This window comes from Streptomyces deccanensis, assembly GCF_022385335.1.
GTDB classification, from domain to species: domain Bacteria; phylum Actinomycetota; class Actinomycetes; order Streptomycetales; family Streptomycetaceae; genus Streptomyces; species Streptomyces deccanensis.
The window spans coordinates 6,219,192-6,241,163 of the sequence record NZ_CP092431.1 but is presented as its reverse complement, the minus strand read 5'-3'; the positions used below and the strand labels follow the sequence as shown (position 1 = coordinate 6,241,163).

The 21,972-nt window shown below is 72.0% G+C and carries 19 protein-coding genes and 1 pseudogene; 8 read left to right on the top strand and 12 right to left on the bottom strand.

Annotated elements, in window-relative coordinates; all coding sequences use genetic code 11:
• Positions 1-8 precede the first annotated feature (8 nt).
• From L3078_RS27860 to L3078_RS27820, 9 genes and pseudogenes are all read right to left on the bottom strand, one after another.
• Positions 9-1,640 (bottom strand): complex I subunit 4 family protein, encoded by a 1,632-nt coding sequence (locus tag L3078_RS27860; protein ID WP_239756696.1) that lies wholly within the window; start codon positions 1,638-1,640, stop codon positions 9-11.
• A gap of 6 nt (positions 1,641-1,646) precedes the next feature.
• Entirely contained in the window at positions 1,647-3,656 is a 2,010-nt protein-coding gene (locus L3078_RS27855) for an NADH-quinone oxidoreductase subunit 5 family protein (RefSeq protein WP_239756695.1), read from the bottom strand.
• Entirely contained in the window at positions 3,653-4,075 is a 423-nt protein-coding gene (gene nuoK / locus L3078_RS27850; RefSeq protein WP_239756694.1) for an NADH-quinone oxidoreductase subunit NuoK, read from the bottom strand. The genes L3078_RS27855 and nuoK overlap by 4 nt, the downstream gene beginning before the upstream one ends.
• Positions 4,075-4,794, bottom strand: a complete 720-nt coding sequence (locus tag L3078_RS27845; RefSeq protein WP_239756693.1) for an NADH-quinone oxidoreductase subunit J family protein — start codon at positions 4,792-4,794, stop codon at positions 4,075-4,077. Before L3078_RS27845 ends, nuoK begins: the two co-directional genes overlap by 1 nt.
• Positions 4,791-5,357, bottom strand: coding sequence for a NuoI/complex I 23 kDa subunit family protein (locus tag L3078_RS27840; protein ID WP_239756692.1), 567 nt, complete (start codon positions 5,355-5,357; stop codon positions 4,791-4,793). Before L3078_RS27840 ends, L3078_RS27845 begins: the two co-directional genes overlap by 4 nt.
• A complete protein-coding gene (locus L3078_RS27835) occupies positions 5,357-6,325 on the bottom strand; it encodes a complex I subunit 1/NuoH family protein (RefSeq protein ID WP_239756691.1) in 969 nt (322 codons plus the stop codon). The genes L3078_RS27840 and L3078_RS27835 overlap by 1 nt, the downstream gene beginning before the upstream one ends.
• Positions 6,322-7,832, bottom strand: a pseudogene (locus tag L3078_RS27830) (NADH-quinone oxidoreductase subunit C). The gene L3078_RS27835 and the pseudogene L3078_RS27830 overlap by 4 nt, the downstream one beginning before the upstream one ends.
• A complete protein-coding gene (locus tag L3078_RS27825; protein ID WP_239756690.1) occupies positions 7,829-8,467 on the bottom strand; it encodes an NADH-quinone oxidoreductase subunit B in 639 nt (212 codons plus the stop codon). The pseudogene L3078_RS27830 and the gene L3078_RS27825 overlap by 4 nt, the downstream one beginning before the upstream one ends.
• Positions 8,458-8,877, bottom strand: coding sequence for an NADH-quinone oxidoreductase subunit A (locus L3078_RS27820; RefSeq protein WP_239756689.1), 420 nt, complete (start codon positions 8,875-8,877; stop codon positions 8,458-8,460). The genes L3078_RS27825 and L3078_RS27820 overlap by 10 nt, the downstream gene beginning before the upstream one ends.
• A gap of 265 nt (positions 8,878-9,142) precedes the next feature.
• On the opposite strand from L3078_RS27820, the gene L3078_RS27815 reads away from it, so the two are divergent.
• The 5 genes from L3078_RS27815 (at position 9,143) to L3078_RS27795 (ending at position 16,119) form a co-directional block, all read left to right on the top strand.
• A complete protein-coding gene (locus L3078_RS27815; protein WP_239756688.1) occupies positions 9,143-10,369 on the top strand; it encodes a sensor histidine kinase in 1,227 nt (408 codons plus the stop codon).
• Positions 10,370-10,626: 257 nt separating this feature from the next.
• Positions 10,627-11,955 (top strand): sensor histidine kinase, encoded by a 1,329-nt coding sequence (locus tag L3078_RS27810; protein WP_239760493.1) that lies wholly within the window; start codon positions 10,627-10,629, stop codon positions 11,953-11,955.
• A 313-nt stretch (positions 11,956-12,268) separates the two neighbouring features.
• Complete coding sequence (locus L3078_RS27805; RefSeq protein ID WP_329895753.1) at positions 12,269-12,928, top strand: response regulator transcription factor; 660 nt, start codon at positions 12,269-12,271, stop codon at positions 12,926-12,928.
• 172 nt (positions 12,929-13,100) lie between these two features.
• Complete coding sequence (locus L3078_RS27800) at positions 13,101-15,038, top strand: 2-oxoacid:acceptor oxidoreductase subunit alpha (protein WP_239756686.1); 1,938 nt, start codon at positions 13,101-13,103, stop codon at positions 15,036-15,038.
• Positions 15,031-16,119: a 2-oxoacid:ferredoxin oxidoreductase subunit beta gene (locus tag L3078_RS27795; protein WP_239756685.1), complete on the top strand. Its 1,089-nt coding sequence runs from the start codon at positions 15,031-15,033 to the stop codon at positions 16,117-16,119. Before L3078_RS27800 ends, L3078_RS27795 begins: the two co-directional genes overlap by 8 nt.
• Positions 16,120-16,168: 49 nt before the next feature.
• On the opposite strand, the gene L3078_RS27790 is transcribed toward L3078_RS27795, so the two are convergent.
• Positions 16,169-16,564: a winged helix-turn-helix transcriptional regulator gene (locus tag L3078_RS27790; RefSeq protein WP_239756684.1), complete on the bottom strand. Its 396-nt coding sequence runs from the start codon at positions 16,562-16,564 to the stop codon at positions 16,169-16,171.
• Positions 16,565-16,654: 90 nt separating this feature from the next.
• Here L3078_RS27790 and L3078_RS27785 point away from each other — a divergent pair, with 90 nt between their 5' ends.
• From L3078_RS27785 to L3078_RS27775, 3 genes are all read left to right on the top strand, one after another.
• Positions 16,655-17,509 carry an SDR family oxidoreductase gene (locus L3078_RS27785; RefSeq protein ID WP_239756683.1) on the top strand — a complete coding sequence of 285 codons (855 nt, stop codon included), beginning with the start codon at positions 16,655-16,657 and terminating at the stop codon, positions 17,507-17,509.
• A 235-nt stretch (positions 17,510-17,744) separates the two neighbouring features.
• Complete coding sequence (gene rarD / locus L3078_RS27780) at positions 17,745-18,824, top strand: EamA family transporter RarD (RefSeq protein WP_239756682.1); 1,080 nt, start codon at positions 17,745-17,747, stop codon at positions 18,822-18,824.
• 119 nt (positions 18,825-18,943) lie between these two features.
• Positions 18,944-19,921, top strand: coding sequence for a M28 family metallopeptidase (locus L3078_RS27775; RefSeq protein ID WP_239756681.1), 978 nt, complete (start codon positions 18,944-18,946; stop codon positions 19,919-19,921).
• Between the two features lie 98 nt (positions 19,922-20,019).
• Here the strand turns inward: L3078_RS27775 and L3078_RS27770 are convergent, their stop codons facing one another.
• Both L3078_RS27770 and L3078_RS27765 read right to left on the bottom strand, forming a co-directional pair.
• The gene (locus tag L3078_RS27770; protein ID WP_239756680.1) at positions 20,020-20,796 is read right to left on the bottom strand and encodes a hypothetical protein; all 777 of its coding nucleotides are present in this window, start codon (positions 20,794-20,796) and stop codon (positions 20,020-20,022) included.
• A complete protein-coding gene (locus L3078_RS27765) occupies positions 20,786-21,457 on the bottom strand; it encodes a hypothetical protein (RefSeq protein WP_239756679.1) in 672 nt (223 codons plus the stop codon). The genes L3078_RS27770 and L3078_RS27765 overlap by 11 nt, the downstream gene beginning before the upstream one ends.
• Between the last annotated feature and the right edge of the window lie 515 nt (positions 21,458-21,972).

The following is a 21,972-nucleotide window of genomic DNA, read 5'->3' as shown; positions in this document are numbered from 1 at the left end:
CAAGGGGCTCAACGGGTGCCTCCTGCGAGGAGCTGCTGCACGGCCGGGTCGGTCAGACCGAGGAGGGCCGCGGGCCAGAGGCCGGCGAGGACGGTGAGGGCGACGAGCGGGGTCCAGGCCGCGAACTCGTATGTCTGTACGTCCGCGAGGGCGTACGTCTGTTCGTCCGTACGGCCCGGCCCCTCCTGCGGTTCCTTCGGGACGGCGCCCATGCAGACGCGGCGGACCACGATCAGCAGGTACGCGGCGGTGAGGAGCGTGCCGAACGCGGCGATCGTCATGAAGGTGAGGAAGGCCGGGCGGCTGAGGCCCTCGGCGGGGTCGAACGCGCCGAACAGGGCCAGCATCTCGCCCCAGAACCCGGCGAGTCCGGGCAGGCCGAGGGAGGCCACGGCGGCGAAGGCGAGGAGGCCGCCGAGACGCGGGGCCCTGCCGTAGAGGGCGGCGCCGGTCTCCTGCGCGAGGGTGTCGAGGTCGGTGGTGCCGGTGCGGTCCTTCAGGGCGCCGACCAGGAAGAACAGCAGGCCGGTGATGAGGCCGTGGGCGATGTTGGCGAAGAGCGCGCCGTTCACGCCGGTCGGGGTCATCGTGGCGATGCCGAGGAGTACGAAGCCCATGTGGCCGACGGAGGAGTAGGCGATCAGGCGCTTGAGGTCGCCCTTGGCGCCCTGCCGGGCGAGGGCGAGGCAGGCGAGGGAGCCGTAGATGATGCCGACGACCGCGAAGGCCGCGAGGTACGGCGCGAAGGTACGGAAGCCGTCCGGGGTGATCGGCAGCAGGATGCGCACGAAACCGTAGGTGCCCATCTTCAGCAGGACCCCGGCCAGCAGGACTGAGCCGACGGTCGGGGCGGCGGTGTGGGCGTCCGGGAGCCAGCTGTGCAGGGGCCACATCGGGGTCTTGACCGCGAGCCCGATCCCGATCGACAGAACGGCGATGACCTGCACGGATGTGGTCAGGGAAGGGTGACTGTCAGTGGCGAGTGCCACCATGTCGAATGTGCCCGCCTTGATGCCGATCAGGAGCAGGCCCAACAGCATGACCACGGAACCGAGCAGGGTGTAGAGGATGAACTTCCAAGCGGCCCGCGTGCGTTCCTCACCGCCCCAGCGGGCGATGAGGAAGTACATCGGGATGAGCACCATCTCGAACGCGAGGAAGAACAGCAGCAGATCGAGGACGGCGAAGGTCGCGAGGGTGCCGGCCTCCAGGACGAGCAGCAGGGCGACGAAGGCCTTCGGGGACGGGCCCGCGGCCCGCGGCGTCAGCCGCTGATGTTGCTGCTTGAAGTAGGAGTAGAGCGCGCAGAGGAAGGTCAGCAGCGCGGTCAGGACCAGGAGGGGGAGGGAGATGCCGTCGATGCCGAGGTGGATGCGCACGTCGAGTGCCGGGATCCAGCTGATGTCCGTGCTGGCCTGCATCTTCGACGGCTGGTCGTGGTCGAAGCCGAGCGCGAGGACGATCGCGGCGATGAGGACCGCGCCGGTCACGGTGATCCCGTGGCGCAGCACGGCCTGCTCGGGTGACTTCCCCTTCAGTCCGGGCGGGGCCGGCAGGAGAGCGGCGACGGCGCCGAGGAGCGGGCCGACGACGATCAACGCCAGAAGGACCTGCATCACGGACTCGTTGATATCGATCACGCCTGCTCACGCTCCCGTGGCGACGACGAGGGCGGCGACCACCAGGACGACGGTGCCGGCGAGCAGCGCGCTCACATAGGTCTGGACGTTGCCGGTCTGGGCCTTGCGTACGGCCGCGCCCAGCAGGCGGGGCAGGGCGCCCGCGCCGCTCACATAGGTGTCGACGACCTCGCGGTCGAGGAACCGGACGAGACGCGCGCCGGCCCGGACCGGGCGGACGAAGAGCGCCGAGTACACGGCGTCGAGGTGGAAGCCCGTGGCGGCGTGGCGGTGCAGCGGGCCGAGCAGGAGGCGGCCCGGGTCGGCCGGGTCGGGTGCCGAGGCCACGTCCCCGTAGGCGGGGGTGTGGCTGGCGATGGCCTCCGCCTCGACGGTGCCGGCGTCCGCCTCGGGGTGGGCCGCGACCGCGCCCAGCGGTGCGCGCGCCGCCCGGGCCCTGGCGGAGCGCCAGGCCGCGTACGTCACCAGGGCGCCGATCAGGGCGGCGCCCGTGCCGAGGACGGACGTGGTGAGGGTGGGCGCCAGGTCGTCGCCGTCGAACCAGTCGGGGAGCCTGCCGTAGGCGAGGGCGCCGAGGGCGAGGGAGGGGACGGCGAGCACCCAGAGGACGACCGTCATGGTGAGCGGCTGGCGGCCGTGGTCGGGTGCCTCGGTGCCCTCGCCGTGGAAGGCGAGCAGCCACAGGCGGGCGGCGTACGCGGCGGTGAGCAGGGCGGTGAGGACACCGGCGACCAGGACGGTCCAGCCGGCGGCGGCCGGGACGTGCGCGACGGGGCCGGTGAGGGTGTGGCCGGTGGCGGCGTGCTCGGCGGCTCCGAGGACGGACTCCTTGGAGAAGAAGCCGCTGAAGGGCGGGATCGCCGCGAGGGCGAGCAGGGCCACGGTCATCGTCCAGAAGGCGTCGGGGACGCGGGCGCGCAGGTGGCTCATGCGGGACATGGCGGCCAGGGAGTTGGTGCCGGACGCGTGGATGATCACGCCGGCCGCGAGGAACAGCAGGGCCTTGAAGGCGCCGTGGGAGAGGAGGTGGAAGACGGCGGCGCCGCGGTCGGCGACGGCGAGGGCGCCGGTCATGTAGCCGAGCTGGCCGATCGTCGAGTAGGCGAGGACGCGCTTGATGTCGTCCTGGGCGAGGGCGGCGAGGCCCGAGCCCGCCATGGTGAGCGCGGCCATGACGGCGAGGACGACCAGGGCCGCCGCGGAGGCGGCGAAGACCGGGAGGAGACGGGCGACGAAGTAGACACCGGCGGCGACCATCGTCGCGGCGTGGATGAGCGCGGAGACGGGCGTGGGGCCCGCCATCGCGTCGGGGAGCCAGGTGTGGAGGGGGAACTGGGCCGACTTGCCGGCGACCCCGGCGAGCAGCAGGAGGGCGACGAGGGTGGGGTGGTCGAGGCCGCCGTCGGCGACGGTGGCGAGGATCCGCGTGATGCGGAACGACCCGGCGTCCGTGGCGAGGGCGAACAGACCGATCAGGAAGGGGACGTCGCCGAGCTTGGTGACCAGGAAGGCCTTCAGGGAGGCGGCGCGGGCCTCCGGGGTCTCCCAGTAGTGGCCGACCAGGAAGTACGAGCAGATGCCCATGATCTCCCAGCCGACCAGGAGCACCATCAGGTCGCCGGAGTAGACGACGAGGAGCATCGCGGAGGTGAAGAGGGAGACGAGGGCGGCGTAGGAGGGGTAGCGGGGGTCGTCGCGGAGGTAGCCGGTCGAGTAGGTCTGCACACAGGTGGCGACCAGGCCGACCAGGACGGCGACGAGGGCGGCGAAGCCGTCGATGTGCAGGGCGAGGTCGATGGGGACCGAGCCGGTCGGGGTGAGCTGGGTGGCCGCGTCGACGGGCTGGTCGCCGCCCTGGCGTACGGCGACCAGGACGGCCAGGGCGAAGGCCGTCAGGGTGGGCAGTACGGCGAGGGGGCGGACGAAGCCGGGGGCGGTGCGGCCGAGGAGCAGGCCGGCGGCGGCGCCGAGGAACGGGAGGAGGGGGACGAGGACGGCGAGGGTGGTCGTGGTCACGCGGTGGCCTCAGCCTTCTCGCTCCGCTCGGGTCGGCCGGGTTCCTCGGCTGCGGCGGGGTCTTCGGAGCCGTGGGGGCCGTCGGGGCCGTCGGTCTCGGGGCCCTCGGCGGTGTCGCGGAGCTTGTCGATGTCGGCGGTGCCTCGATTGCGGTGGACCGCGAGGACGATGGCCAGGCCGATGCCGATCTCGGCGGCGGCGATGGTGATCGTGAACAGGGTCAGGGCCTGGCCGGAGTGCAGGGTCTCCTCGGCGGTCCTGCTGAGCCAGACGTCGAAGGCGACGAGGTTGAGGTTGACCGCGTTGAGCATCAGTTCGACCGACATCAGGACGAGGATCGCGTTGCGGCGGGCGAGGACGCCGTAGAGGCCCGTGCAGAAGAGGAGGGAGGAGAGCACGACGGGATACGCGAGGTGCATCAGCGTGCGCCTCCCTTGGCTGACTCGGGTGATTCGGGGCCTGTGGGGTCGGTGGGGGCCGCGGTGTCGGTGGGGGCCGCGGGCGCGCGGGTGGGCTTCGCGCGGGTGGGCTTCGCGTCGGTGGGGGGCGCGTCCGTTTTCGCCTTGCGGGAGAGGACGATCGCGCCGACCAGGGCGGCGAGGAGGAGGACGGAGAGGGCCTCGAAGGGGAGGACCCAGTTCTGGAAGAGGCTCTCGCCGGTGGCCTTGGTGGAGCCGGCGGCGGGGCCGTCGAGGTCGATCCAGGTGGCGCGGAAGGCGTCCACGACGACCCAGACGAGGGTGGCGGCCGAGGCGACGGCCACCGTGAGGGCGGCCCAGCGGTTGCCGGAGTCGGCGTCCGGGGAGCGGCCGATGGGGGCCTTGGTGAGCATCAGTCCGAAGAGGAGGAGGACGACGACGGAACCGACGTAGATGAGGACCTGCACCCAGGCGATGAACTCGGCGGTGAGCAGGAGGTACTCGACGGCGAGGCCGCCGAGCGCCACCACCAGCCACAGGGCGGCGTGCACCAGCTGCCGGGTGGTGACGGTCACGAGCGCGGCGCCGAGGGTGACGAGGCCGACGAGGAGGAAGGCGATCTCGACACCGGTCGGTGAGAGGAAGCCTTGCGGGGCCTGGGCGAGGGCGTCGTGGGATGCCTGGGCGAGGGCGTCGTGGGATGCCTGGGCGAGGGTCATGAGTCGGCTCCCCCGGGGGTGTCCGGCTTCGGCTCGGCCTGGGACGCCGCGAGCTTCTCGGCGGTCTTGCGGGCGGCGGCCAGTTCCTTGGGTTCCTCGGCGGCGGGGTCGAGGGCCGGTGGCGAGGGGACGGTCCACATCCACTCGCGGAGCTTGTCGCGCTCGTGGGTGAGTTCGTGGATGTCGGTCTCCGCGTACTCGAACTCGGGGGACCAGAAGAGGGCGTCGAAGGGGCAGACCTCGATGCAGATACCGCAGTACATGCAGAGGGCGAAGTCGATGGCGAAGCGGTCCAGGACGTTGCGGCTGCGCTCGCGGCCGCCGGGGGCGGCGGGCGGGACCGTCTCCTTGTGGGAGTCGATGTAGATGCACCAGTCCGGGCACTCGCGGGCGCACAGCATGCAGACCGTGCAGTTCTCCTCGAAGAGCCCGATGACGCCACGGGTGCGGGGCGGGAGCTCGGGCTGGACGTCCGGGTACTGCTCGGTGACGGTCTTCCGCGTCATCGTGCGGAGGGTGACGGCCAGGCCCTTGGCGAGGCCGGAGCCGGGGATGGGTGCCATCAGAGGAACACCACCTTGACGGTGCCGGTGAGGGCGATCTGGGCGAGGGAGAGGGGGACGAGGAGGGTCCAGGAGAGCTTCTGGAGCTGGTCCTCGCGGAGGCGGGGGTAGGTCACGCGGAGCCAGATGACGAGGAAGGCGAGGGCGGCGGTCTTCAGGAGGGTCCAGACCCAGCCGAGGCCGTCTGCGCCCCAGGGGCCGTGCCAGCCGCCGAGGAAGAGGACGGTGGTCAGACCGCACAGGACGACGATGCCGGCGTACTCGGCGAGGAGGAACAGGGCGAAGCGGAGGCCGGTGTACTCGGTGTAGGCGCCGAAGATGATCTCCGAGTCGGCGACGGGCATGTCGAAGGGCGGGCGCTGGAGTTCGGCGAGGCCGGCGACGAAGAAGACGATCGCGCCGACGATCTGCCAGGGGAGCCACCACCACTCGAAGGCATCGACGATGCCGACGAGGGAGACGGTGCCGGCCGCCATCGCGACGGAGGCCGCCGTGAGGAGCATCGGGAGTTCGTAGGCGAGGAGCTGGGCGGCGGTGCGGAGGCCGCCGAGGAGGGAGAACTTGTTGGCGGAGGCCCAGCCGGCCATGAGTGAGCCGAGGACGCCCACGCCCATCACGGCGAGGACGAAGAAGACGCCCGCGTCGATGACCTCGCCGACGGCGCCCTCGCCCGGGCCGATCGGGATGGCGAGGAGGACGAGGAGGTAGGGGAGGAGGGCGACGGCGGGGGCGAGTTGGAAGACCCGGCGGTCGGCGCCGGCCGGGACGATGTCTTCCTTCTGGGCGAACTTGACGCCGTCCGCGACGAGTTGGGCCCAGCCGTGGAAGCCGCCGGCGTACATGGGGCCCAGGCGGCCCTGCATGTGGGCCATCACCTTGTGCTCGGTCTGGCCGATGATCAAGGGGAAGGTCAGGAAGACGACGAAGACGATGAGGAGTCGCAGGGCGACGTCCAGAGCGTCGTTCACTGCGTGCCTCCTGTGGGGGGTTCGGGGTCGGGGGTGTCGTCGGGGGCGGGCGTGCCTTCGGAGGCGGGGGTGCCATCGGAGGCGGGCTCGGCCGTGGCCCTGTCGGGGTCGGCGGGGGTTCCGTGGTCGTCGGGGGCGCTGGGCGGCGGGGATGCGGCTTCGGGCTCCGCACCTGCTTCCGGCGCGGGCTCGGGCGTCGGCTGCGGCGCCGCTTCCTGCTTGGGCTTCGGCTCGGCCTCCGGCTCCGGCTCGGGCCCCGGCTCGGCCTCCGGCTTCGGCTCGGGCCCCGGCTCGGCCTCCGGCTTCGGCTCGGCCTCCGGCTTCGGCTCGGGCCCCGGCTCGGCCTTCGGCTGCGGATCAGGCTTCGGCTCGGGCTCGGCCGTCGGGGTGTCGAAAGCCGGGCGGGCGTGGTGCCAGGGGGCGTCCGGGCTGCCTGCGGTGCGGCGCGGCTGGGGCGAGGCGGCGGGGGTGGCGCGCTGGCTGGCCGAGCCTCCCGACGCGGTGCGGGCGCGGCGCGGCGGCGCGGACATGGGCGGGCTGTCGGGGCCCTCCGGGGTCGGGCCGGTTGCCGTCTGGCTCGCCGAGCCGTCCGCAGCTGAGCGGGTGCGGCGCGGGGGCCGGGCCGTGGGGCTGTCCGGTGCCTCGGTGGGCGCGGACTGGCTCGCCGAGCCCTCCGATGCCGTGCGGGTGCGGCGCGGGGGTGTGGGCGGGGGGCTGGTCGGAGCGTCGGAGGTCGGGGCGGGTGTCGGCTGGCTGCTCGAACCCTCTGCCGCCGAACGGGTGCGGCGCGGAGGGCCGGGCGGGGTGTCCGGAGTCGTAGCCGGGGTCGGCCGGCTTGCCGAGCCGGCTGCCGCCGAGCGGGTGCGGCGTGGTGGGCGGTCGGCCGCCGTGCGGTCGGCGGGGGTTCGGGTGGGGCGGGTCGGGGCCGGGGGAGTTGGCCCTTGAGGGGGCCCCATTCGTTGGGGTCGGGGACGCCGGGCGGGAGCATCTGGCGGCGCTTCGGGGCGCCGTGTGCCGCGCCCGCCGCGGACTCCCCCGGCTCCTTCGCCCCCGGCCAGGCCTTGGCCACCCGGGCGGCCAGGACGAAGTCCTTGCGCAGGGGGTGGCCCTCGAAGTTCTCCGGGAGGAGGAGGTGGTCCAGGCCGGGGTGGCCCTCGAAGCGGACGCCGAACATTTCGTGGGTCTCGCGTTCGTGCCAGGCGGCGCCCGCGTAGATGTCGACGGCGGTCGGGAGGAGCGGGGAGGAGTGCGGGACCGTGGTGCGGAGCAGGAGGCGGCGGACCGGGGACAGGGCCACCACGTGGGCCGAGACGCGGAAGCCCGTGCCGGGCTCGTCCACCGCGCTCAGCCAGTCGAAGTACGTGCAGCCCAGGGTGGAGCGGGCCGTGCGCAGCGCCTCGGTCCAGGACGCGGACGGGACGTCCACGGTGAGGACGTCGTAGGACTCCTCGGCCGTGGCCTCGGGGCCGAAGAGCTCCTCGACGGGGGCGGGCAGCCAGCCGGTCACGTGTCCCCCGATTCGGCCGCTCCGGCCTCGGTCGTCGGCGGCTTCACCAGCGCGCTCTGCAGCGCCGTCGTCGACGGGCGGGCGGCGGTGCCGTAGCGCTCGCCCAGGGATTCCCGGGCGATCTTCTCCTGGAGTTTCAGGATGCCCTGGAGGAGCGCCTCGGGCCGGGGCGGGCAGCCGGGGACGTAGACGTCGACGGGGATGATCTGGTCGACGCCCTTGGTGACGGAGTAGGAGTCCCAGTAGGGGCCGCCGCAGTTGGAGCAGGCGCCGAAGGAGATGACGTACTTCGGCTCGGGCATCTGCTCGTACAGCCGCTTCACGGCCGGGGCCATCTTGTCGGTCACCGTGCCCGAGACGACCATGAGGTCCGCCTGCCGGGGGCCGGGCGCGAACGGGATGACGCCGAGGCGGATGAAGTCGTGGCGGGCCATGGACGCGGCGATGAACTCGATCGCGCAGCAGGCGAGGCCGAAGTTGAAGACCCAGAGGGAGTAGCGGCGGCCCCAGTTCAGGATCACCTTCATCGGCTCGGGGGCGAGGCGGGCGAGCGCGCCCAGCCGCTTCGGCTCCGGGAGGAGGACCGGCTGCGCGGCGCCCGGCTCCGGGGGGTTCACTTCTGGCGTCACGTCCATGCCAGGACGCCCTTCTTGTAGGCGTAGAGCAGGCCCACGGCGAGGAATCCGAGGAAGACGAACATCTCGACGAGGGTGGTCGCGCCGTAGCCGGGGTCGGCGAAGACCGTCGCCCAGGGGAAGAGGAAGATCGAGTCGATGGCGAAGATGACGTAGAGGAAGGCGTAGACGTAGTAGCGGACCTGGGTGTGGGCCCAGCCCTCGCCGACGGGGTCGACGCCGCACTCGTACGTCAGGAGCTTCTCCCGGGTGGGGACCTCGGGGCGCAGCAGTCGTCCCGCGCCGAAGGCGACGGCGACGAAGAGCACGCCCACGGCGGCGAGCAGTCCGACCACCGAGTAGGACTGGAAGTAGTCCGCCGCTACGTTGACGCCCGTCTGCGCCGCTACGGCGACGGTCGGTTCCGGCACGTCCGTCCCTCGCTCCCTGGCCTGGCGATACGTACGTACGGGATGCGGGACGCCGTACGTGCGTCGCTGTTCGACGATCTGTACGCACGGGAGTCTAGGCCCTGCTAAAGAGAGCGTAAGCAGCCCGTCACAGGTCGGCATGCCCGAGTGCTGTCGTGATCGGGTCGGAAGGGGGAGGTATGGAACGGGGTGGGGTTTTCCCCAGGGTGTCCGGGGCGGTCCGCCTCATGGCGCGGGGCGCGAGCGGGCGGGCAGGCTGGTGGGCATGACCGAACCCCTCTCCTCCCCGACCGGCTCCGGGCGGCCGTACGGTCGGCCGCTGCCGTCCAGTCACACGCCCTCGGACCCGCTGCCGCCCGCGACGTTCGCGTTCGAGGGGCAGACCTGGCGGGAGATCGCGCATCTGCTGGCCAATCTGCCGTTCGCGCTGCTCGGGTTCGTGTATGTGACGACGGTGCTGTTCACCAGCGCTTTCCTGACGTTGACGGTGATCGGTTTTCCGCTGCTCGCCGCCGCGCTGATGGGGGCGAGGCAGCTGGGGCGGCTGGAGCGGATGCGGGCGCGCGCGTTGCTGCGGGTGCGGGTGGACGAGCCGAGTCCGCTGCCGTTCCGTGGGAGCGGACGGCGGGCGGACGAGGGATTCTTCGCGCAGGTGTGGATGAGCGTGAAGGATCCGGTCGGCTGGCGTTCGATGCTGTACGAGCTGATCCGAATGCCGTGGGCCGTCACGACGTTCGTCATCACTCTGACGGGGTTGTTCGTGGCGTGGCCGGTGCTGCCGTACATCGTGCGGGGGCTGACGAACGTGGACCGGGTGATGGTGCGGTCGCTGTTGTCGCCGTCCGACGAGTTGGAGCGGCGGATCGCCGAACTGGAGTCCGACCGGGGGGTCGTCGTCGACACGGCCGCGGCCGATATGCGACGGATCGAGCGGGATCTGCACGACGGGGCGCAGGCACGGCTGGTGAATCTGGCGATGGGGCTCGGGCTCGCGAAGGAGAAGCTGCTGGAGGATCCCGACGCGGCCGCCACGATGGTGGAGGAGGCGCACGGCGAGGTGAAACTGGCGCTTCAGGAGCTGCGGGATCTGGCGCGCGGGATCCATCCGGCGGTGCTGACGGACCGGGGGCTGGATGCCGCGTTGTCCGCGGTGGCCTCGCGGTGTACGGCGCCGGTGAAGGTGACCGTGGATCTCGTGACGCGGCCGGCCGCCGCGATCGAGGGGATCGCCTATTTCACGGTGTCCGAGCTGCTGCAGAACATCAGCAAGCACAGTGGGGCGAAGGCCGCGTCGGTGGATGTGTGGCGGTCCGACGACCGGTTGCTGATCCAGGTGTGGGACGACGGGCGTGGCGGTGCGCGGCTCGACGGGGGCAGTGGGATCGCCGGGCTGGCGGAACGGCTGGACGCGGTGGACGGGTTGTTCGTGATCGAGTCGCCGGTGGGAGGGCCTACGACGGTTACGGCGGAGTTGCCCTGGCGGGGGCGGTAGCACGCGGCGGTGTGGAGGGGCGCCTACTCGTTGTGGGTGCCCCTTCGGCGTGCGCGGGTGCGGGTGCGTCGTGGTTGCTCGCGCAGTTCCCCGCGCCCCTGAGGAGCCGGGGCTGCGGCCCGTGCTTCTCAGGGGCGTGGGGGTGGGGAAAACCCCCCTACCGAGACGCCGACCCGCTCCATGGTTCCGGAGGGCCGGGGGCAGCAGGGTGGGAGTACGACATCGGGAGTGCGGGACCAGTGAAGGCGGGCGACGTGATGGCCACGGAGTACCAGGACGGGTACGGGAGTTGGGGCGAGGAGCGGCGGCGGGTGCCGGCCGGGTTGCGGGCGCCGTTCGAGGCGCGCAGCTGGCGGGAGCTCGGGTACGTGCTGCTGGGGCTGCCGATCGGGATCCTGCTGTTCACGTACGCCATCACGATGGTGTCGATCGGTGCGGGGCTGCTCATCACGTTCCTCGGGGTGCCCGTGCTGGCGGCGGGGCTGGCCGGGTGCCGTGCGTTCGGCGCGCTGGAGCGGGTGCGGGCGCGGGCGTTGCTCGGGGTGGACGTGGCCGCGCCGGAGCCGCTCCGGCCGCGGGGGCGCGGGGCGCTGGCGTGGATGGGCGCCGTGCTGCGCAGCGGGGCGTCGTGGCGGCAGTTGGTGTACGCGGTCGTGCAGTTCCCCTGGTCGGTGTTCTCGTTCGTGGTGGCGGTGACCTTCTGGACGTACGGGTGGGCGGCGCTGACGTATCCGCTGTGGTTCTGGGTGTTCCCCGTGTGGGTCGGGCAGGACGGGGTGCAGTTGTACGGGGACGAGACGCACTCCGTGTATCTGGACAACCCGTTCGAGGTGACCGTGACCGCGCTGGTGGGGCTGCTCTTCACGATGGCCACGCCGTGGATCGTGCGGGGTCTGACCATGGTCGACCGGGGCATGGTGGTCACGCTGCTGGGGCCGTCGCGACTGGGGGCGCGGGTCGTCGAGCTGGAGTCGGACCGGGGGGTCGTGGTCGACACGGCGGCGGCCGATCTGCGGCGGATCGAGCGGGATCTGCACGACGGGGCGCAGGCGCGGCTGGTGGCGCTGGCGATGGATCTGGGGCTGGCGAAGGAGAAGCTGGCGGAGGACCCCCGGGCGGCGGCGGTGATGGTCGACTCTGCGCACGGTGAGGTGAAGACCGCGCTGCAAGAACTGCGGGATCTGGCGCGGGGGATCCATCCGGCGGTGCTGACGGACCGGGGGCTCGACGCGGCGCTGTCGGCGGTGGCCTCGCGGTGCGCGGTGCCGGTGACGGTGGAGGTGGACCTGCCGGCGCGGCCGGTGCCGGCGATCGAGGGCATCGCGTACTTCACCGTGTCCGAGCTGCTGCAGAACGTCAGCAAGCACGCGGGGGCTTCGCGGGCGACGGTGGATGTGTGGAAGGTCGATGACCGGCTGATGCTGCAGGTCATCGACGATGGGGCGGGTGGTGCGGACGTGGGGGCCGGGTCCGGGTTGGCGGGGCTCGCCGAGCGGATCGGGGCGGTCGACGGGATTCTCGTCGTCGACTCGCCGGGTGGGGGGCCGACGCGGGTGACGGCGGAGTTGCCCTGGCGGGCGGCCTGAGGCGACGCCCTGCGGGGCTTGGGCGCCTTGGCGCCGTGGGTGGCTTGGCGCCGTGGGTGGGTGCGGGTGCGTGGGGCTTCTCGCGCAGTTCCCCGCGCCCCTGAAGAGCACGGGCTGCGCCCAGTGCTCTTCAGGTCCGGGTGAGGTCCCGGTGAGCGCGTCCAGAGGTTGCCGCCTCTGGGCGCGCCGGTGTGTTTCCCCCTGAACACTCCCCTGTTTTTCTCCCGGGAGCAGGTCCTGGCGTTCCGATGCTGGAATGCTGGGGGCTGTCGCGGTACGGGGTGCAGTGGGGGGAACTGGCGTGGAGGACAGGGTGCGGGTGGTCATCGCCGAGGATTCGGTGCTGTTGCGGGAGGGGCTGACGCGGCTGCTGACCGACCGGGGGCACGATGTCGTCGCGGGGGTCGGGGACGGGAACGCGCTGATCAAGACGATCACGGAGTTCGCGGAGCAGGGGGACCTGCCGGACGTGGTCGTGGCCGATGTGCGGATGCCGCCGACCCACACCGACGAGGGCGTGCGGGCCGCCGTACAGCTGCGGAAGTCGCATCCGGAGCTGGGCGTGCTCGTGCTGTCGCAGTACGTGGAGGAGCGGTACGCCACCGAGCTGCTCGCCGGGTCCAGTCGTGGCGTGGGCTATCTGCTGAAGGACCGGGTGGCCGAGGTACGGGAGTTCGTGGACGCCGTGGTGCGGGTCGCGCGGGGCGGTACGGCGCTGGACCCCGAGGTGGTCGCGCAGCTGCTCGGGCGGAGCCGGAAGCAGGACGTGCTCGCGGGGCTCACCCCTCGGGAGCGCGAGGTGCTCGGGCTGATGGCGGAGGGGCGGACCAACTCGGCGATCGCCCGGCAGCTGGTCGTCAGCGACGGGGCCGTGGAGAAGCACGTCAGCAACATCTTCCTGAAGCTCGGGCTGTCGCCGAGCGACGGGGACCACCGACGGGTGCTGGCCGTGCTCACCTATCTGAATTCATGATTTTCTGACACTGTGTCAGACAGGGCTCCCGGTTCCTCCTCACGCCTCTTCCCGTCCGGCCTCCTGGTGGACAAGTCGAGGCGTTCTCCAGCCTCGCCGACGTAGTGTTGGTCCTGGGAGGGTCGGCGGGTCGGCCGCTCCCGGACAGCCGCCTCTAGGGAGGTCCAGTTCAGTGACCAGCCAGGTCAGCAGCCCAGCGGAGCAGGCCGACGAGTCCGCTCTGGGAGAACTGAGGGAACAGCGCAATCCGGCGGGGCCGAAGGACGTCCGCCGACTCGATCGGGTGATCATCCGGTTCGCCGGGGACTCCGGTGACGGTATGCAGCTCACCGGCGACCGCTTCACCTCCGAGACCGCCACCTTCGGCAACGACCTCTCCACCCTGCCGAACTTCCCCGCCGAGATCCGCGCCCCCGCCGGCACCCTGCCGGGCGTCTCCAGCTTCCAGCTGCACTTCGCCGACCACGACATCCTCACCCCGGGTGACGCGCCCAACGTGCTCGTCGCGATGAACCCGGCCGCGCTCAAGGCGAACATCGGGGACGTGCCGCGGGGCGCGGAGGTCATCGTCAACACGGACGAGTTCACCAAACGGGCGATGCAGAAGGTCGGGTACACGACCAACCCCCTGGAGGACGGGTCGCTGGACGGATACAGCCTCCATCCGGTGCCGCTGACCACGCTCACCGTCGAGGCGCTCAAGGAGTTCGACCTCAGCCGCAAGGAGGCCGAGCGCAGCAAGAACATGTTCGCCCTCGGGCTGCTGTCGTGGATGTACCACCGGCCGACCGAGGGCACGGAGAAGTTCCTGGCGGCCAAGTTCGCCAAGAAGCCGGACATCGCGGCCGCCAACCTCGCCGCCTTCCGCGCGGGCTGGAACTTCGGGGAGACCACCGAGGACTTCGCGGTCAGTTACGAGATCGCCCCGGCGACCCAGGCGTTCCCGGTGGGGACGTACCGGAACATCTCCGGGAACCTGGCCCTGTCGTACGGGCTGATCGCGGCCTCGCGGCAGGCTGATCTGCCGCTCTACCTGGGCTCGTACCCGATCACCCCGGCCTCGGACATCCTGCACGAGCTGAGCCGGCACAAGAACTTCGGTGTGCGGACCTTCCAGGCGGAGGACGAGATCGCGGGCATCGGGGCCGCGCTGGGGGCCGCTTTCGGGGGGTCCCTCGCGGTCACGACGACCTCGGGGCCGGGTGTGGCGCTGAAGTCGGAGACCATCGGGCTCGCCGTCTCGCTCGAACTGCCGCTGCTCGTCGTCGACATCCAGCGCGGCGGGCCGTCCACCGGGCTGCCGACCAAGACCGAGCAGGCCGATCTGCTCCAGGCCATGTACGGGCGCAACGGCGAGGCCCCGGTGCCGGTGGTCGCGCCGCGCACCCCGGCCGACTGTTTCGACGCGGCCCTCGAGGCGGCGCGGATCGCCCTGACGTATCGGACGCCCGTCTTCCTGCTCTCCGACGGCTACCTGGCCAACGGCAGCGAGCCGTGGCGCATCCCCGAGCTCGACGAACTGCCGAATCTGACCGTGCAGTTCACCCAGGGGCCCAACCACACGCTCGACGACGGCACCGAGGTCTTCTGGCCCTACAAGCGCGACCCGCAGACCCTGGCCCGGCCCTGGGCCGTGCCGGGGACGCCGGGCCTGGAACACCGCATCGGCGGCATCGAGAAGCAGGACGGCACCGGCAACATCTCCTACGACCCCGCCAACCACGACTTCATGGTGCGCACCCGGCAGGCCAAGATCGACGGGATCGACGTGCCGGATGTCGAGGTCGACGATCCGCACGGGGCGCGCACGCTGGTGCTGGGCTGGGGGTCGACGTACGGGCCGATCACGGCGGCGGTACGGCGGCTGCGTACGGCCGGGGAGTCCATCGCGCAGGCCCATCTGCGGCACCTCAACCCCTTCCCGCGGAATCTCGGTGCGGTGCTCGGGCGCTACGACAAGGTGGTGATCCCCGAGATGAACCTCGGGCAGCTCGCCACGCTCGTCCGGGCGAAGTACCTGGTGGACGCCCACTCGTACAACCAGGTGAACGGCATGCCGTTCAAGGCGGAGCAGCTCGCCACGGCTCTCAAGGAGGCCATCGATGGCTGAGAGGTCCACGGAGACCGCGGGTGCGGGCGGCACGATCGAGGCGCTCTCCCTCGTGCCCAAGGCGACGGCCCGGCAGTCCATGAAGGACTTCAAGTCCGACCAGGAAGTGCGCTGGTGCCCCGGCTGCGGTGACTACGCCATCCTCGCCGCCGTCCAGGGCTTCATGCCCGAACTGGGGCTGGCCAGGGAGAACATCGTCTTCGTCTCGGGCATCGGCTGCTCGTCCCGCTTCCCGTACTACATGGACACCTACGGGATGCACTCCATCCACGGGCGCGCGCCGGCGATCGCGACCGGGCTCGCCACCTCGCGGCGCGATCTGTCCGTCTGGGTGGTCACCGGCGACGGGGACGCGCTGTCCATCGGCGGCAACCATCTGATCCACGCCCTGCGGCGCAATGTGAACCTGAAGATCCTGCTCTTCAACAACCGCATCTACGGGCTGACGAAGGGGCAGTACTCCCCCACCTCCGAGGTCGGGAAGATCACCAAGTCGACGCCGATGGGGTCGCTCGACGCGCCCTTCAACCCGGTGTCGCTGGCGATCGGGGCGGAGGCGTCGTTCGTGGCGCGGACCGTGGACTCCGACCGCAAGCACCTGACGGAGGTCCTGCGGCAGGCCGCCGCCCACCCGGGCACGGCGCTGGTGGAGATCTACCAGAACTGCAACATCTTCAACGACGGCGCCTTCGAGGTCCTCAAGGACCGGCAGCAGGCCGAGGAGGCCGTGATCCGGCTGGAGCACGGGCAGCCGATCCGGTTCGGGGCGGACGGGGGGCGCGGCGTCGTACGGGACGAGGCGACCGGTGATCTGAAGGTGGTCACCGTGACCCCCGAGAACGAGTCCCGGATCCTGGTCCACGACGCGCACGCCGCGTCGCCGACCACGGCGTTCGCGCTGTCGCGGCTGGCCGATCCGGACACCCTGCACCACACGCCGATCGGTGTCCTGCGGTCCGTCGAACGGCCCGTCTACGACACGCAGATGGCCGACCAGCTCGACACCGCCGTCGACCGGCACGGCAAGGGCGACCTCTCGGCCCTGCTGGCCGGCGGGGACACCTGGACGGTGGTCGGCTGAGCCGCGCCCGACCGGGGCGGACGACCGGCCGACGGGGCCCGGGGCTGCTTCAGCCCCGGGTCTCGTCGTATGTGCGTCGGGCGCGTTCCACGTCGTCCATGCGGTCCTTCGTCCAGACCGCCAGGGCGCGCACCTGTTCGGCGGCCTCGCGGCCGAGGTCGGTGAGGGAGTAGTCGACGCGGGGCGGGATGACGGGCTTGGCGTCGCGGTGGACGAGGCCGTCGCGCTCCAGGGTCTGCAGGGTCTGGGTGAGCATCTTCTCGCTGACCCGGCCGATGGCGCGGCGCAGCTCACTGAAGCGGTACGGCCGCTCCAGCAGCTCGATCAGGACGAGGACACCCCAGCGGCTCGTGACGTGCTCCAGGACGAGGCGGTGCGGGCACATGCCCTCGGCGCCCGTGTCGTACGTGGCGGCGGGCTGCGGTGACACCTTACTTACGGCCATGCCAGTACCTTACCTCAAAGTGGGTACTTTCGAAGAGTTAGTGCACCCCCTAGGGTGAGTGCGTACCCGCCCCCCTGGAGGAGTTCCACCATGAGCATCGTCGTCACCGGAGCCACCGGCCACCTCGGCACATTCGTCGTCGAGGGTCTGCTGGAGAAGGTACCGGCCGAGCAGATCACCGCCGTCGTCCGCAGCGCGGAGAAGGCCGCCGGGCTCGCGGCGCGCGGTGTGAAGATCGCCGTCGCCGACTACAGCGCCCCCGAGACCTTCGACGGTCTCCTCGCCGCCGGCGACAAGGTGCTGCTGATCTCCGGCAGCGAGGTCGGCGGTGACCGGGTGGGCCAGCACAAGGTCGTGATCGACGCCGCCAAGGCCGCGGGCGTGGCGCTCCTCGCGTACACCAGCGCGCCGGGCAGCCTGACGGCCGCGCTCGCCGACGACCACCGGGCGACCGAAGAGGTGCTGCTCGCCTCCGGGCTGCCGTACACCCTGCTGCGCAACGGCTGGTACAACGAGAACTACACCGAGCAGCTCGCGCCGGTGCTGCAGTACAACGCCGTCACCCACGCCGCCGGTGAGGGCCGGGTCTCCTCCGCCGCCCGCGCGGACTACGCGGCCGCCGCTGTCGCCGTGCTGACCGGCGAGGGCCACGAGAACCAGACCTACGAGCTGGGCGGCGACACCGCGTGGAGCCTCGGGGAGTACGCGGCCGAGCTGAGCAAGCAGACCGGCAAGGAGATAGCGAACAACCCCGTCACCGTCGAGGCGCTCACCGGCATCCTGACCGGCGCCGGGCTCCCCCCGTTCCTCGCCGAGATCCTCGCGGGCGTCGACGCGTCCGTGGCCAAGGGCGAGCTGGTCGTCTCCTCCGGCGACCTCTCCCGCCTCATCGGCCGCCCGACCACGCCGATCGAGGAGTCGATCACGGCGGCGCTGAAGGCGTGACGCGCCGGGGCTGAGCCTGCGCACGGCCTGAAGGCGTGACCCGCCAGGACTGAGCCCGCGCACGCCGGGGCCGCGCGCCCCGGACGGCGCCCCGGACTCCCCCTCGGGGCGCCCACCCCCGACTGTCATGACCGTATCCCGATACGGGCATGACAGTCGGGGGTGCTCGGCGTTACCTTCGGGAGGGCTGAGGGTTCGGGGTCGCGGCGGTGCGGCCGGGCGAGGAGGAGGGGCCGTGGCGGCGCAGTCGAGGGGCGAACACCGGATAGGGCTGCTGAACGGCTTCGCCGCGTACGGGATGTGGGGGCTCGTCCCGCTGTTCTGGCCGCTGCTGAAGCCCTCGGGCGCGTTGGAGATCCTCGCCCACCGCATGGTCTGGTCCCTCGCGGTCGTCGCCGTCGTACTGCTGGTGCTGCGGCGCTGGTCCTGGGCCGGCGAGCTGCTGCGGCAGCCGCGCAAGCTCGCCCTGATCACGGTCGCGGCGGCCACGATCACCGTCAACTGGGGCGTCTACATCTGGGCCGTCAACACCCACCAGGTGGTCGAGGCCTCCCTCGGGTACTTCATCAACCCGCTCGTCACCATCGCCATCGGCGTCCTGCTGCTGAAGGAACGGCTGCGGCCCGTCCAGTGGACGGCGGTCGGCGTCGGCTTCGCGGCCGTCCTCGTCCTCACGATCGGCTACGGGCAGCCGCCGTGGATCTCCCTCTGTCTCGCGTTCTCCTTCGCCACGTACGGGCTGGTGAAGAAGAAGGTCAACCTGGGCGGTGTGGAGTCGCTCGCCGCCGAGACCGCGATCCAGTTCCTGCCCGCGCTGGCCTATCTGCTGTGGCTTGGCTCGCGCGGGGACGCCACCTTCGGTCCGCACGGGACGGGGCACGCGCTGCTGCTGGCCGCGACCGGACTGGTGACCGCCCTGCCGCTGGTCTGCTTCGGGGCGGCCGCGATCCGGGTGCCGCTGTCCACGCTGGGGCTGCTGCAGTACCTGGCGCCGGTGTTCCAGTTCCTGCTGGGCGTCCTCTACTTCGGTGAGGCGATGCCGCCCGAGCGGTGGGCGGGCTTCGCGCTGGTGTGGCTGGCACTGTCCCTGCTGACGTGGGACGCGCTGCGGACGGCGCGGGTGTCGCGGAGGCGACTGGAGGAGTTGGGCGCCGCCACGGAGACCGTCGGTGCGGAGACCGTCGGTGCGGAGACGGTTGGTGCGGAGACCGTTGGCGCGGAGACCGTTGGCGCGGATGTCGTGGACGGCGGGGCGGCTGGGGCGGAGGGCGTCGGCGTGGAGGCCGTCGAGGCGCGAACTCCGCTGGCCAAATAGCACCCTTGACGGAGAGTCAGTCCCGCCCGCACCATCCAGGCACCTCATTCACCGGGTTTGCCATGGGCACATCAACAGTGTCGTCCGGGGCGGACCCATGGAATTCGGAGCCCCCCACTATGAAGCTCTCTGTTCCAGTCACGGGACGCGCCGCCGTCGCCACCGCCGTCACGGTGGCCACACTGTTCACCACCGGTTCCATAGCAGGGGCGGCCCCCGCCCCCGACCGGGCGGCCGCCGCCCCCGCCGCGACGATCGCCGCGGCGCCCGACCTGCCCGTGGCCAACGTCAAGGCCCACCTGGCCCAGTTCCAGTCCATCGCCACCGCCAACGGCGGCAACAGAGCCCACGGCCGGGCCGGCTACCTCGCGTCGCTGAACTACGTGAAGGGCAAGCTCGACGCGGCGGGCTTCACCACGACCGTGCAGTCCTTCACGTCCGGCGGACGCACCGGCTACAACCTGATCGCGGACTGGCCGGGCGGCGACACGAACCAGGTTGTCATGGCCGGTTCACATCTGGACAGTGTCTCCTCGGGCGCGGGCATCAACGACAACGGCAGCGGGTCCGCCGCCGTGCTGGAGGCCGCGCTGGCCGTGTCCCGCACGAACTACCAGCCCACGAAGCATCTGCGGTTCGCCTGGTGGGGCGCGGAGGAGCTGGGCCTCGTCGGCTCGCGTTACTACGTCAACAACCTCTCCGCCGCGAACCGGGCCCGCATCAGCGGCTACCTCAACTTCGACATGATCGGCTCGCCCAACCCCGGCTACTTCGTCTACGACGACAACCCCGTCATCGAGCAGACCTTCAAGGACTACTTCACGGGGATCGGCGTCCCGACCGAGATCGAGACCGAGGGCGACGGCCGCTCCGACCACGCGCCGTTCAAGAGCGCCGGCGTTCCCGTCGGCGGGCTCTTCACGGGGGCGAGCCGGACGAAGACCGCCGCGCAGGTCGCCAAGTGGGGCGGTACGTCCGGCCAGGCCTTCGACCGCTGCTACCACTCGTCCTGCGACACCACGGCCAACATCAACGACACGGCGCTCGACCGGAACGGGGACGCGCTGGCGTACGCGGTGTGGGAGCTGTCGGAGTAGGCGGAGGCATGGCGTGAGCGCCCCACGCCCGGGGCCGGCCAGTCGACGGGGAGCGCGGCGGCCGGGCTCGGGCGGGGAGGGGAGGGGGTAGGTGCGGATCAGCGCTGTGGGCGGTGAGCTGTAGCCGCCGGGGTGTGTGGGCGCGCCCCCGGTGCGTACGCCGGTGCGTACGCCGGTGGGTGCGTCGTAGTTGCCGTGCCGCGTGTCGCGAGGACGTGGGTGTGGGTCGGGGTCGCGGTCGTCGATCTGAGGCGGGCCGCGACCGCTGTGGGCATGCGGGTGCTCTCGGCGAGACCGGCGACCGCTTCGGAGCGCAGGGCGCCGAGCCGGGCCAGATGGCTCCGCCGCGCCTCGGGGGTGAGCGCCGCGACGTCGGTGCTGAGGGCGGCCCGTACGGCTGCGGGGTGCGTCGCAATCGGAGCGGCGTCCTGTCCGGGGGCGCGGGAGGGGTCCAGGCCGGCAGAGCGCAGGGCCGCGGCGCGGGCGCTCCAGGGGGCCGTGTGGCCGGGCATACGGCGGTGTGGGGTGCGCGGGTTGCCGTCCCCTGCGCCGGATGCAGGCGCCGATCGGTCGAGGGTGCGCCAACTCATCGTGCCGGTCAGCTCGTTGACCGTGACCTCCACCCGGGGGCGGGGACCGGCGTGGTCGGGGGCCGCCGGGCGCGGGGAGCGGCGGTGGGCCGCCTGGACGCGTCGGGCGACGGCCGGGTCGCGCGGCGCGTCCGGAGGGCGGGGAGGGCGCGGGTGCGGGGCACCACCGTCGGCGCGGCGGGCGGAGGCGCCGGCTCGGGGCTCGTCCATGCGGGCGGGTCGCAACCAGGCGCGGGCCCGGGCGGGTCCTCTGTCGTGGTGGTTGCCGGTGGGGTCACTGGCCATGGGCGTAGGGGGCGGAGTCGAGGGCGCGGGCCCGGTCGGTGAGGCGGGTCATGCGGGTGCGGGCCTTCTCCAGTTGCTCCACGTCGTCGGCGGCGGGGCCGGCGTCCGCGGCGAGGTCGGTCCAGACGGCGATCAGGTCGCGGCCCAGGTGCAGGCCCTGCAACGGGTCGCGGACCGCGCGCCAGGCGGCCGCCGCGCTCTGGATGTTGCCGTACGCGGCACGCTGGTCGCGCATGCGGTGGCGGAGGCCGGCGAGGTCGAGGGAGAGGTGGAACGAGCGGAGGGCGTCACCGGCCAAGTAGGCGATGTAGGCGGTGAGTTCGCGGAGCTTCAGGACCTCGGGGTGCTGGGGGCCCAGCGCGACGGTCGCCTGGGCGACGGTCTGCTCGGCCATCTCCGCGGCCTCCTGGATACGGCCCAGTTTCACGGCCTCGTTGATGCGGGACATGGGCTCCGCGAAGAGGGAGGTCGCACCGCCGTTCGTCCCCTCCAACTCCAACACGGCTTCAGCCACCGCGTCGAACTCCCGAACCGGGGCCGGTTTGGGACCGGGGTCCTCTTCCTCGACCTTCCACTCGGGAGCGACATAGGAGTCCGTCGCGGACTCCTCCGGAGGCGCGAGCACGGGTGCCGGTGCCGAAGGGGGCACGATCGCGGGCATCGGATCGGAAGACTGGTTGGGGGTCGGCGGCCAGGGTCGCGGCTCAAGCGACGCAGGATGCGCACCGCAGTCCGAGGTGTAAGCCGGTTCCTGACCCTGCCCCGGCGGCCACGGTTGCGGATCCGCGGCCGGCCCGGGGGCGGGGATGCGTTCGGTCACCGGGCCGAACTCACCCGTCGGGGGTGAGACGGTACCGATGGCCGGGGCCGGGTGCCGACTTCCGGCAGATGACGGATCCGCCCTGCCTGCCTCGGCCGTGGTGCCGGGCGGGTCCTGCGAGGGCCTCGGGGCCCCGGGGGACTGCGCGAGTGGACCGTCCTTCGGTTCCGGGATCTTACGCAGGACGAACGTCGAAGGCGCGACCCCACCCGTCGCCGACTCCGATGGCCCCTGCTTCGCCCTGGTGAGAGGCATCGTCCGGGGCTCTCCGGACGGGCGCCCGGGAGTCCCGGGAGCGATGGACTCCGCCGCACCCGTCGGCTCCACCGCCGACAACCGCATGGTGCTCGGCTCCC